General features: G+C 33.1%; 11 protein-coding genes. 8 read left to right on the forward strand and 3 right to left on the reverse strand.

What is annotated here, in order from left to right:
* Nucleotides 1-19: 19 nt before the first annotated feature.
* Nucleotides 20-646, reverse strand: a complete 627-nt coding sequence (locus A2255_04915) for a methionine biosynthesis protein MetW (protein OGI21687.1) — start codon at nucleotides 644-646, stop codon at nucleotides 20-22.
* 632 nt (nucleotides 647-1,278) lie between these two features.
* Between A2255_04915 and A2255_04920 the strand changes: the two genes are divergently transcribed.
* From A2255_04920 to A2255_04935, 4 genes are read left to right on the forward strand one after another with little or no spacing between them, the layout of a single operon-like run.
* Complete coding sequence (locus A2255_04920; protein OGI21688.1) at nucleotides 1,279-2,211, forward strand: 16S rRNA (cytosine(1402)-N(4))-methyltransferase; 933 nt, start codon at nucleotides 1,279-1,281, stop codon at nucleotides 2,209-2,211.
* A gap of 18 nt (nucleotides 2,212-2,229) precedes the next feature.
* Nucleotides 2,230-2,661, forward strand: a complete 432-nt coding sequence (locus A2255_04925; protein OGI21689.1) for a hypothetical protein — start codon at nucleotides 2,230-2,232, stop codon at nucleotides 2,659-2,661.
* A gap of 1 nt (nucleotide 2,662) precedes the next feature.
* Nucleotides 2,663-4,408, forward strand: coding sequence for a hypothetical protein (locus tag A2255_04930; GenBank protein OGI21690.1), 1,746 nt, complete (start codon nucleotides 2,663-2,665; stop codon nucleotides 4,406-4,408).
* 1 nt (nucleotide 4,409) lies between these two features.
* Nucleotides 4,410-5,906 (forward strand): UDP-N-acetylmuramoyl-L-alanyl-D-glutamate--2,6-diaminopimelate ligase, encoded by a 1,497-nt coding sequence (locus A2255_04935; protein ID OGI21691.1) that lies wholly within the window; start codon nucleotides 4,410-4,412, stop codon nucleotides 5,904-5,906.
* 296 nt (nucleotides 5,907-6,202) lie between these two features.
* On the opposite strand, the gene A2255_04940 is transcribed toward A2255_04935, so the two are convergent.
* Nucleotides 6,203-7,672 carry a menaquinone biosynthesis decarboxylase gene (locus tag A2255_04940; GenBank protein OGI21692.1) on the reverse strand — a complete coding sequence of 490 codons (1,470 nt, stop codon included), beginning with the start codon at nucleotides 7,670-7,672 and terminating at the stop codon, nucleotides 6,203-6,205.
* Between the two features lie 65 nt (nucleotides 7,673-7,737).
* Nucleotides 7,738-8,571, reverse strand: a complete 834-nt coding sequence (locus A2255_04945; GenBank protein OGI21693.1) for a hypothetical protein — start codon at nucleotides 8,569-8,571, stop codon at nucleotides 7,738-7,740.
* Nucleotides 8,572-8,949: 378 nt separating this feature from the next.
* Between A2255_04945 and A2255_04950 the strand changes: the two genes are divergently transcribed.
* The 4 genes from A2255_04950 to A2255_04965 are packed head-to-tail and all read left to right on the forward strand — an operon-like array spanning nucleotide 8,950 to nucleotide 11,795.
* Nucleotides 8,950-10,182, forward strand: a complete 1,233-nt coding sequence (locus tag A2255_04950; GenBank protein ID OGI21694.1) for a hypothetical protein — start codon at nucleotides 8,950-8,952, stop codon at nucleotides 10,180-10,182.
* A gap of 12 nt (nucleotides 10,183-10,194) precedes the next feature.
* Nucleotides 10,195-10,635 (forward strand): hypothetical protein, encoded by a 441-nt coding sequence (locus A2255_04955; GenBank protein OGI21695.1) that lies wholly within the window; start codon nucleotides 10,195-10,197, stop codon nucleotides 10,633-10,635.
* 12 nt (nucleotides 10,636-10,647) lie between these two features.
* Nucleotides 10,648-11,289: a flagellar biosynthetic protein FliP gene (locus tag A2255_04960; GenBank protein OGI21696.1), complete on the forward strand. Its 642-nt coding sequence runs from the start codon at nucleotides 10,648-10,650 to the stop codon at nucleotides 11,287-11,289.
* Between the two features lie 23 nt (nucleotides 11,290-11,312).
* The gene (locus tag A2255_04965) at nucleotides 11,313-11,795 is read left to right on the forward strand and encodes a hypothetical protein (protein ID OGI21697.1); all 483 of its coding nucleotides are present in this window, start codon (nucleotides 11,313-11,315) and stop codon (nucleotides 11,793-11,795) included.
* Nucleotides 11,796-11,812: the final 17 nt, after the last annotated feature.

An 11,812-nucleotide genomic window follows, 5' to 3' on the forward strand; every position in this document is an offset into this window, starting at 1 on the left:
AATTATTTAGCATTTCGAGTTAATTAGATTTTGATATAACGAACATTACTTCTTCTGCAAGAAAATTGGAAAATAATTTATATATATAATTCTCTTTTAATGCAGCTCTAGTCGTGTAAATCTCATCAAGAATTGTTATATTCCTTTTTCTGCTGTATTCTTTAAAATCTTCTATTGTTAATAAGTGAATGTTTGGAGTGTTGTACCATTCAAATGGCAAAATGCTGGATTTTGGCATTCTTCCTCGGAAGAATAATTGAAATCTTACTCTCCAATAAGCAAAGTTTGGAAAGCTGATTACTACTTTTTCCCCAATTCTTAGCATTTCTTGTATTACATAATCAGGTTTATGAGTCATTTGAAGAGTTTGATTTAAAATAACATAGTCAAAAGATTTATCTTCAAATTCTTTCAATCCTTCATCGATATCTCCCTGAAAAACAGAGAGGCCTTTTTCGATGCAGCTAACAACATTTTCCTCATCAATCTCTATACCTCTGCCGTTAACATTCTTGTCTTTTAAAAAATTTAGAAGTTCTCCAGCGCCACAGCCAAGATCTAACACTTTTGACCCGGATTCTATAAAATCAGAGATTATTTCATAGTTTAAATGAAGTCCTTTTGATGTTTTATAATGATCCAGCATAATTTATTTACCTTTTTATTTTTATGAAATTGTATATTATTCTATTTTGAGATTACCACTAAAACTTAAATTTTGTGTAGTAGTAAAAATTAAAGAGATTGTCATGCTGAAGCATAAAGCGTCAATACTAAGAGCCTGTCTGACTAAAAATATAAAAATCAGGCTATGATATAATTACAGGCTCGTCTTTTGGACTGCGGTTAAAGTTGCAAGCGGCTTGCTTGGCAAGACGATTCAACTTTAACAAGACAGCTTCTAAGTTATAATCTCAGCATCTTGCCAGTATACTTTTTTAGCATTAATAGCTGTCTGGAAAGATCCCGAATATCTACGATACTTGAAATATTAGCCCTACTTAATGCTTCGGGATGACAGTGCACGGATTAGACTCAAAATTGACAGAATATTATCTCTAAATTTTAGAAAATAAGATAACATATTCTTATTTAGATAAATTATGCTAAAAAGTGTAATAAATTATTGGAAATCTATTGATTTTTTTTCTAAAAATACTGATCATGTCATGTTACAGGCAATCTGTATCAGCAAGTTAAGGATGGTTAGACTCGTTTAATATTTCTAAAAGATATATTTAGGAGTTGATTTATATACTAATCTTAGAAAGAGAAGAATTGGCAGAATTTATTCATGAACCTGTCTTATTAGAAGAAGCTGTAGAGTGGCTTAACTGTCGTAATGGTTTACTATACATAGATGGAACTCTTGGCGGCGGCGGACATTCAAAGGAAATTGCAAAAAGGATTTACCCTGATGGTAGACTAATTTCTTTTGATGTAGATCCTGATGCAATTGTTGCTGCTGAGAAAAATTTGGCTCAATGGAAAGATACTGTAACAATATTAAGATCAAGTTATGTTAATATTCCAGAAATATTAAAATCCCTTAATATTAAAAAAATTACAGGTGGAATTTTGCTTGACCTTGGAGCCTCATATTATCAGCTTACTACAGGTGAAAGAGGGTTTAGTTTCTCTAAAGAAGCTCCTTTAGACATGAGATTTAATCCGGATAACCCTGTTAGTGCTTATGACATTGTTAATTCTTTTTCTGAGCAAGAATTGGTAAGGATTTTCAGTAATTATGGTGAAGAAAGATTTTCGAAAAGAATTGCCAGGAAGATTGTTGAAAAACGTCACAAACAACCTATAAAAACAACTGTAGAACTTGCTAATCTTATAAAGTCAGCTGTTCCTGTATCAAGTTATAAGATCCATCCGGCAACTCGTGTTTTTCAAGCTTTAAGAATTGCAGTTAACAATGAGTTAGATAACATTGAGAAGTCATTAAAAGAGGTGATTCCTTTATTAGAAAAAAATGCTAGAATAGTCGTAATAAGTTTTCATTCTTTGGAAGATAGACTTGTAAAAAATTTATTTAAGTATTACAGTTCTAATTGTGTATGTCTACCAGAACAATTAATATGTACGTGTGAACCAAAAAAGTTAAAAATACTCACAAAAAAACCTATAACTGCATCTCAAGAAGAGATAAAAAGAAATCCTCCTTCTAGGAGTGCAAAAATGCGAGTGGCTGAGAGAGTATGATACGGAGTCGAGAAAACAATGGTATCGTCAGTAAAAGTTAATTCATATAAAAAAGATAGGCAATATGATGCCCAAAATGCTATAGTCCAAGGAGATTTTCCTAAATATGATAGTTTTAGGGAAGTATCATTATTTAGATTTAATCGTTTCTTGAGCTTTATGCTTGTTATATCAATATTAATCTCTATGGTTAGTTATTCAATGGTCGTTGCAAAAGAAAATGCTCTTTCTTCAATCCATACTAAAACTAATGAAGTAAACTTTGAAAATATTGAATTACAAAATAAAGTTGACTATTCAAAGTCTTTTTATACAATAAATAATAAGGTTGCAAAGGTTAATTTCCTTAAAAAGCCTGATGCTATAATGGAAGTTAAAAGTGTAAATACAATTCCTGTTATAGAGAAAAGTAGAAATAATATAGAAATACAACCTGTTTCAGGATATTAATATGCTTTCCAAGTTTAAAATTAAGCCAAGAAAATATAACCTGTTTGCTACTTTGCTCCAGGTTATGTTTTTTTTGTTTGCCAGTGCAATTATTTTAAAGCTTATACAATTGCAAGTTATTGATTCTCAACAGTTAACAGAAAAAGCTAAACACATGAGGCAGCCTGCCAGAACATTTTCCTTTCGAGGAGAAATTGTTGATAGAAATGGGATAAGGCTTGCAAGTGATACAACTTTATATGATATATATGCTCATCCCCACTATTATTCAGAAAGTCCTATAAGAATAGCTTCTCAACTGGCTCCTTATTTAAAACAGCCAAAGAATGATTTATTCAAAAAATTAAGTCAGATGGATGCTTCAACAATAACTTTGGCTAAAAGTATAAATAGAAATGATGCACTTAAGATAAAAAAGCTTAAAATAAGAGGTCTTGATCTTGTTAAAAAAAATGATAGAGTTTATCCCCAGGGGAACCTGGCTTCTCATATATTAGGTTATGTTAATCTTGATGCAAATCTGTCTGCCGGAGTAGAAAGAACAGGATCACACGGTTTAGAGTCACTTCCTGAAATTAAACCTGTAGAATATACCGGTAAGGGTGACGTGATTTATGATATTAATACTGACCCTGCTTTTGCTACTGCTCCACTTACAGGTGAAAAGCTGGTTTTAACAATAGATTCCTCAATTCAACATGTTGCTGAAACTGAATTGTTAAAAATGATGCAAAAAACAAGAGCTGATAGAGGAACGGTAATAGTCCTTAATCCTAAAAATGGGGAAATTTTAGCATTTGCAGTTTTACCAAGTTATAATCCGAATGAATATAATAAAGTTGATGCATCCGTTGTTAAAAATTGGGTTTTGAGTGATGTTTATCCTCCAGGTTCAACTTTCAAAATTGTTACAATAGCTTCAGCTCTTGAAACAGGTTCTATAACTAAAAATGAGAGATTTCACGATACTGGAAAAATTAAAATTCAAGGTTGGGATATCGTTAATTATGATTACAACAAAAAAGGAGCTCCTGGTTCAATTGATTTAAAATACCTTTTTGAACATAGTAGTAACGTTGGAAGTGTAAAGGTTGCCCTAAAAATACCTCCTAATGAGCATTATAGGATGTTAAGGCTTTTTGGAATAGGATCCAAGACAAAAGTAGATCTTCCCGGGGAATCGGCAGGAATTTTACCGGAAGTAGATACTTGGGATACCGTAAGACAGGCTACGATTGGATTTGGCTACAGTATTGCAAGTACTCCTATTCAAGTAGCTGCTGCTGTTGCTGCTATTGCAAATAATGGAATATGGGTAACACCGCATGTTATAAAATATAGTAAAGAAGAATATGAAAAAAGGATAGAAAAAAGGAAAGTTTTATCGCCTGAAACATCGAAATTGATGACAGAATTACTTTCAAGCAGTATTGATGCTTCTGAATCCAAAGCGGGTAAAATTCCAAATTTTCGGGTAGCAGGTAAAACAGGTACTTCAAGAAAACCTAACCCTAATGGCCCTGGTTATATACCAAATCAAGTTTTTACCTCATTTGCAGGTTATTTTCCTGCTAAAAATCCACAAGTATTAATAATGGTTGTGGTTGATAATCCAAAAGGTGTTGAAATGTGGGGAAGTACAGTTGCAGGTCCTATTTTTAATAATGTAGCTGTTGAGGTAGTAAGAATATTAAATCTTGAGCCAGACGCACCAGGGTTAAATGTAAAAGACAAGGAGAAGATTTAAATTGAAACTAAGTCAAGTTGTTGAACATATAGAGCCTGAACAGATTATTAATTCTAATGAACTTAAAAATATAGAGATTAAAGGAATTTCATATAACTCAAAAACCACAAAGAAAGATGATATTTTTGTTTGTCTTGTTGGCGAACACGTTGACGGGCATGCTTTTGCTATTAATGCACAGGAAAAAGGTGCATCAGCAATAGTAACTCAAAAGACAGTAGAAGGAATTAATATCCCTGTCCTTATAGTTAAAGATACACAGTTAGTTCTTGCTCAAATATCTTCAGTATTTTATGGTTTTCCTTCAGAAAAACTAAGATTAATAGGTGTAACAGGTACTAATGGAAAAACTACTGTTACCCACCTCGTTGAGAATATCTTTGAACAGGCAGGTATAGAATGTGGATTAATAGGAACCCTCGGGCAAAGATTGTCTTCAAAAGATGAGTATGTTTCGACAAAGCATACAACTCCTCAATCCCCAGAGCTTCATGAGGCCTTTAGAAATATGCTTGATAGTGGCATTAAGCATGTGGTAATGGAGGTTAGCTCCCATGCTCTTGAACAACATAGGGTTGGTGGTTGTTTATTTGATGCAGCAGCTTTAACTAACCTTACACAGGACCATCTTGATTATCACATTACTATGGATAATTATTTTAAAGCTAAAAGCAAGCTCTTTATTGCTTTAAAAGACAGTAAAGAAAATAATAAATATGCTGTAATCAATAAAGATGACAGTAATGCAGAAAGATTCATACAGGCTACCCCTGATAAAGTAAGAATTATAACCTATGGCATTGAAAATCAAGCCGATATTATAGCTAAAAATATAGAATATTCTGTTTATGGGTCAAAGTTTGACTGCATAACTCCAATTGGAAATAAAACAATTAATCTTCAAATGACAGGACAATTTAGTGTATATAATGCTCTTGCTGCCCTTGCTATTGGTATAGGAGAAGGGATAGAGCTTGATACTTGCGTAAGAGCTCTTGAATTAACAAAAAGTGTAGCTGGCAGGTTTGAGGTAGTTATAAGAGAACCTCTTATAATCGTTGATTATGCTCATACACCTGATGGTTTAGCTAATGTATTAAATGCAGCAAAAAAAGTAGTTCCCCAAAACGGAAGATTAATATGTTTATTTGGCTGTGGTGGTGATAGAGATGCGACAAAACGTCCTAAGATGGGTGGTATTGCAGAAAACATAGCAGATGTTGTCATAATTACCTCTGATAATCCTAGATCAGAAGATCCTCAGCAAATCATCACTGATATTTTAACAGGTATTAAATCATTAAATTCTGATAAAGTTCAGGTTGAAATAGACAGAAGATCTGCTATTGAGCTTGCGATAAAAAATGCTGGTAAAGATGATGTTATTGTACTTGCTGGCAAAGGGCATGAAGATTATCAAATTCTAAAAAATGAAACTATTCATTTTGATGATCGTGAAGAAGCCAGAAAGGCTTTTAAAAAGGTTTATTCAAGTTAAAAGTATTCAGTACCCTTATTTCATTAGCACCAAAGGAAAGGGTATCTTGAAGCTTAAGGACAGCGTAAAAAATACTTATGGATTTTGATGAGCGAAGGGGGAGCTTACAATTTCGAAAACGACGAGTTTTTGAAATTACAAGCTCATTCTATCTTTGGTTATTTTTGTAGGTGACTGAGTCACACTATTAAAGTCCTTAACTATTTCAACACTTATATATGTGCCTCTGGCACTTCTTATAACTAGCAAATAATCGAGCAATAAAAAATACTTACGCATTTTTTATTGCTCGATTATTAGGATTTTTCTAGCTTAAGATAATCCAGTAACTTAGCGTCCACTTTTTTCTTAATATCTTCACTCATAATAATTTCATCAGGCCAGTCACGGGTAAATCCTTCACTTGGCCACTTTTTGGTTGCATCTATACCCATTTTACCGCCAAAACCATGTAATTCTGAAGCGTGATCAAGAACATCAACAGGACCTTTTGTTATTATGCAATCTCTTGCCGGATCTACATTGTTGAAAACCTTCCAGGTGACTTCTGATAAGTCATGGACATTTACATCAGCGTCAACTACTATAACAAATTTTGTAAACATAATTTGGCCAAAACCCCAAATGGCAGATATAACTTTATTGGAATGGCCAGGATAACGTTTATTTATACTTAAAATTGCACAATTATGAAAAACTCCTTCTATGGGCAGGTTCATATCAACCACTTCAGGCAAAATCTGCTTTAAAAGAGGTAAAAATATCTGCTCGGTAGCTTTTCCCATATAGCAATCTTCCTGTGGGGGTTTGCCTACAATTGTTGCAGGATAAATCGGATTTTTTCTATTTGTCATTGCTGTAATATGGAAAACCGGATACATATCAGCAAGGCTATAATAGCCCGTATGATCTCCAAATGGACCTTCTAACTTTAACTCATCTGGATCTATATAACCTTCAAGAATAATTTCAGCATCAGCAGGGACTTCTAAATCAACGGTTTTACACTTAACAAGCTTCACAGGTTTTTTTCTTAAAAATCCCGCAAAAATCATCTCATCAATTCCCGGGGGTAATGGTGCTGTTGCTGCATAAGTAATAGCTGGATCACAGCCCAGAGCAACAGCTACTTCAAATTTCTTTCCTAATCTTTTTGCTTCCTCAAAATTCTTTGCACCATCGTGATGCTTATGCCAGTGCATCCCGGTACTTGTATTATCATACTTTTGTAACCTGTACATGCCCATATTTCTGGTTCCTGTAACAGGATTTTTAGTAATAACAAGGGGAAGGGTAATAAACTCTCCGCCATCTTCCGGCCAGCATTTTAAAATTGGCAATTTATCAAGAATCGGCTGATTTAAATCAGTTACAACCACTTCCTGACATGGGGCACTATTAACTATTTGAGGGAAAATTGTACCAACTTCCATTAATTTTGGAAGCATAGAAGCTTTTCCGAATAAGCTGTCAGGAATTTCGGGTTTTATAAGATTTTCAATTCTTGAAGCGATTTCTCTTATATTATTGACGCCCAAAGACAAATTCATTCTATTAAAAGAGCCAAAGGCATTAGTTAAAACAGGAATATCATACCCTTCAACATTATTAAACAATAACGCTTTATTGGGAAAATCTTTATTTTTACTAGCTCTATCAGTAATCTCAGTAATCTCAAGATTAGAACTCACAGGAATATCTATTTCTAAAAGTTCATTCCCTTCTCTTAACCTTTGTATAAATTCTCTTAAATCTTTATAAGCCATTTTTTTACTCTGAAATTTGTAAATTAACTTTCACACTCATTATTATCTACTTAAAAAGCTTCTTTTTAAAGTAACGATAAATACTCATTCTGGAGTAATAGGGCATCGCCTTCAAGATTAGGGCTTTCACATATCACTATGCCTTTTACATTGAAGTCCTTAAAGGCTTTCATTAAATCTTTATAGTTAAAATCAGATTCCTGCAGTAAAAGATGGTTTTTTTCACCCTTTGGACCATACTCAATTCCTGCTATATGAGCATGAAAATTTTGAAGAGCGTACTCGCCTATTTCATTTCCTATTTTTTCAAATATATTGGCAAATTCATCATAAGTATTATACTGCCCTACGGATCTGGCATGTAAGTGAGAAAAATCAACGCAAGGCAGCACCATATCAACTTCTTTTGATAAGCTTATGATTTCATCGAGATCTCCCCACTGAACACCTTTACCTGTGGTTTCAGGACGTACCCATATTTTTATATTTTCAGATTTTAAAGTTTTAACTATCTCTCTCATTCTGGATATTACAATATTATGAACCTCTTTCTTGTCCTGCCCCATATAGTAAGCAGCATGAAAAGTTATACTATATCCTCCACAGGCATGTGTAACCCTTGCAGTGTCAAGAATTCTCTTAATACTTGCATCGACTTTATCCTGTTCCTGAGCGTTTAAATTAACATAATAAGGGCCATGAGCGCTCAAAACTAAATCGAGGGATTTTCTGAGTTTTCTAACTTCTCCCTGAGCCTTGGCATTCATGTTTACGCCACGGACAAATTCCATTTCCATACAGCCAAGATTCAGACTAATTATCTGATTTAAAGCGTTAGGATAAGTCCTGGGTTCAGTGCTAATCGGTATACCAGCTGTGCCAAATAGTAGCTTTTCCATAGTATTAACCTATCTTTTAACTATTTAATTATAAAAACATAAAAACTTTTGTAGAAAAAGCCCTCACAATTTTTAAAACTAATTATTAAAAAATTTTCTAATAGTTTTCAACAATCATTATATTCAACAATTTTATAGGTTTTCAGAGTTTAAATTATCTTTTTAAACTCTAATAACTTAAGGATAAAAATTTTTATCCTTGATTTTGCATAAAAAATTACTAAAATCATTAATGCTTTCCCTGAATTAATAACAAATTTTCCAGAAGAAATACAGTATATAGTTGATGCCTAAAAGATTGAAAACCTTTATCTTAGAGGTGCCGTAGCAATACGTGTTTTTTGACTTTAAAAACTCAAACGGGGAGGAAGTTAGGGAGTGACTCCTCTGTCACATTCAAAAAAAAGCTTAATCACTACAGATAAAGACATGGGAATCTGTAGTGGTTTAAATCGTCGTTTTCATTGGTTTGACAAAAGCTTTTCTAGTAGATTAACTGAAGCAAGCGCAAAATTCTTACAGACCAATCTTTACTACTATCTATTTGCAATAACTGACAAACCACTTATGATCTGGAAGGGCAATGACTACTTTGTAACGCAGATTGATTTAACCTGGGATTGTCCTTTATATATTAAAACGTCTAATATTACAGTCCAAACAATTCTTGATAATGCTTTTGGTAAAAAAGAAGGTGACAAACAAACCTTAACCCTTAAAAAAATTACTGAGCTTGAAGCACAAATATTAACAGGTTATAACGAATTTTTATTCCAAAAAACTGCTGAAGCTTTTAAAGATAAAAGAGAACTTGATGAAATTCAAAATCTGGAAGGAACACGAAAAAAACTCATATATTTAACTTTTTTTGTATATTCAGACCTATCGGGACAGGAAGAAGCCGGAAAAGTAATAATCTCACTTCCTGAATATGCGCTTAAAGAACCAGAACTGCTACCATTCCCCCAAAATCCGATAGATATTCTACAGTTTCAAGAAAGTTGCACAAGGGCAGACGTATTTGTAGGAAAGTCTAAAATCACCCTTGAAGACTTGAAACAATTAGAACCGGAAGATATTGTAATACTTGAAAAAAGTAATTTGCATTTTATGACAATCAGAGGTGATGAAGAAGTAACGTTTAGCGTTAATCCTGATCCCAGGCTCGTAATCAATGTTGGAAAGACAATGGGAGGCAAATCAGCAATGAATGAAGCGAATTCCCCTACAAAAAATATATGGGATAACTTGCAAGTAGAAGTTAGTGCTGAGTTTCAGAAAATCAAGATGTCACTTGGAGAACTCAGACAAATAACTGAAGGACTTGTAATAGATATAGCATCTATAGTTCAAAACGAAATAACTATGCATGTTGATGGCGAAAAGATTGCTACTGGAGAACTTGTAATTATAGAAGATAAATATGGGGTTAAAATAACTAAAGTATTCCACGAAAACAAGCAAGAACAAGAAATTGCCGTAAAAGAAGCCGCCATAAATAATCATCAACAGCCTAATCAAAATCTATATGAAGATAAGTTTGAGGAAGAAGAAACCCCTGTAGAAGATGAATTTGACTACAGTGATTTTGAAATTGAAGAAGATTTATAAAGGAGGAAATAAATGACAGGTTATATACTTAGTTTTACTGTATATACACTAGCTATGATTGGAATTATACTTATTGGCTTTATAATTGCTAAAAAAAGTTTAATTTCCGGGCCCTATTCAAGCCCTAAAAATAAGTTTTTAAGCGTTGAAACATGCTTAAATCTTGAGCCACGAAAAAATCTGTATGTTGTAAAAGCTGGAACAGAAAGATTCTTAGTTTCAACAGATACCGAAGGCAGCCATTTTCTAACAAAACTTGATGCTGAAAATTTACCTTCAATAGAAGAATCTGAAAAACACAGACTTAATAAGCATAAACAAGATTTCAATATGGCAATTCCAATATTAAATATTACAAGAAATATTTTTAAGAGTGATTTTATTAATCAAAAAGCTTTTAAGACAAAGTTTATAGAAAAATTAAACATGTATGTTACTTTTCAGAGGCCTTAAGGGGTATTTCATATGGATGAATTATTAAAAAACCTGGATCCGGTTATACAATTACTCATAGTAATGTCTGCTTTCTCACTTTTGCCATTTGTATTTGTCTGTATGACAAGTTTTCTAAGATATGTCATTGTTTTCTCAATATTAAAGACAGCTATGGGTACACAACAAGTGCCTCCAGGCATGGTAATAATTGGATTATCGATAATTTTAACACTTTATACTATGGCACCTGTTTTTTCACAAATGTATGAAGCCGGATCTGTTCCATATCAAAAGAGTGGATCACTTGCTCTAGCAATAAAAGAGGGAAGTAAACCACTTAAAAATTTCATGATGAAACAAACTCAGCAGAGAGATGTGGTATTCTTCATTGAATTGGCTAAAAAAGCTCCGCCTAAAACACCTGATGATATCAGTATTCTTGAAGTAGCTCCTGCTTATATATTAAGTGAATTAAAAACTTCTTTTGAAATTGGATTTGTTATATTCATACCTTTTATCGTTCTTGACATCGTTGTAGCTAATATTCTGTTAGCATTGGGTATGTTTATGTTATCACCAACTATTATATCCCTACCATTTAAACTACTAATATTTATTGCGGTAGATGGATGGGGATTAGTTGTTAATGGTTTAGTTCAAAGCTTTAATTAGAGAGGTATACCTTGGAAATACTAATGGAGCACCTCGGTAGAGGTTTTGTAAATATGTTAATGATATCTATGCCTATCGTTCTTGTAGCTGCAGGAATAGGACTTGTTGTAGGTGTACTTCAGGCTGTTACACAAATTCAAGAACAAACGATAGCGGCCGCACCAAAAATTTTAGGTGTATCCCTTGCAATTATGATAATGGGAGGATTCTTCTCAAAAATTCTCAGTGAATATCTTATAGAATCTGTAAATCTTGCTTGTAATGTTGTAGCAAAAGAAGGAGACTTTGTATTACCATCTGAAGGCTACATTTCACAAAAAAATAGTTTTTTTAATGATGAAAAGTTTTATTCAGGACTGAAACAGTCTAATATTGATCATATGATGAAAAATCCAGGTAAAGTCCCTTATAGTGATAGAAAAGAAAAACTATCCGTCACTCAAGCAAACAAGACTCCTGTTTCCAGACCTAATTTTGTTGAAAGTAAAAAGCTTTTAGGTAGATAACTATTGGGCATAATATG

This window comes from Candidatus Melainabacteria bacterium RIFOXYA2_FULL_32_9 (genome assembly GCA_001784615.1).
Lineage (GTDB): Bacteria > Cyanobacteriota > Vampirovibrionia > Gastranaerophilales > UBA9579 > UBA9579.

Coding starts and splice junctions, on each gene's coding strand:
- A2255_04915 (OGI21687.1), bottom strand. CDS start 646: ATGCTGGATCATTATAAAACATCAAAAGGACTTCATTTAAACTATGAA.
- A2255_04925 (OGI21689.1), top strand. CDS start 2,230: ATGGTATCGTCAGTAAAAGTTAATTCATATAAAAAAGATAGGCAATAT.
- A2255_04930 (OGI21690.1), top strand. CDS start 2,663: ATGCTTTCCAAGTTTAAAATTAAGCCAAGAAAATATAACCTGTTTGCT.
- A2255_04940 (OGI21692.1), bottom strand. CDS start 7,672: ATGGCTTATAAAGATTTAAGAGAATTTATACAAAGGTTAAGAGAAGGG.
- A2255_04945 (OGI21693.1), bottom strand. CDS start 8,571: ATGGAAAAGCTACTATTTGGCACAGCTGGTATACCGATTAGCACTGAA.
- A2255_04955 (OGI21695.1), top strand. CDS start 10,195: ATGACAGGTTATATACTTAGTTTTACTGTATATACACTAGCTATGATT.
- A2255_04960 (OGI21696.1), top strand. CDS start 10,648: ATGGATGAATTATTAAAAAACCTGGATCCGGTTATACAATTACTCATA.
- A2255_04965 (OGI21697.1), top strand. CDS start 11,313: ATGGAGCACCTCGGTAGAGGTTTTGTAAATATGTTAATGATATCTATG.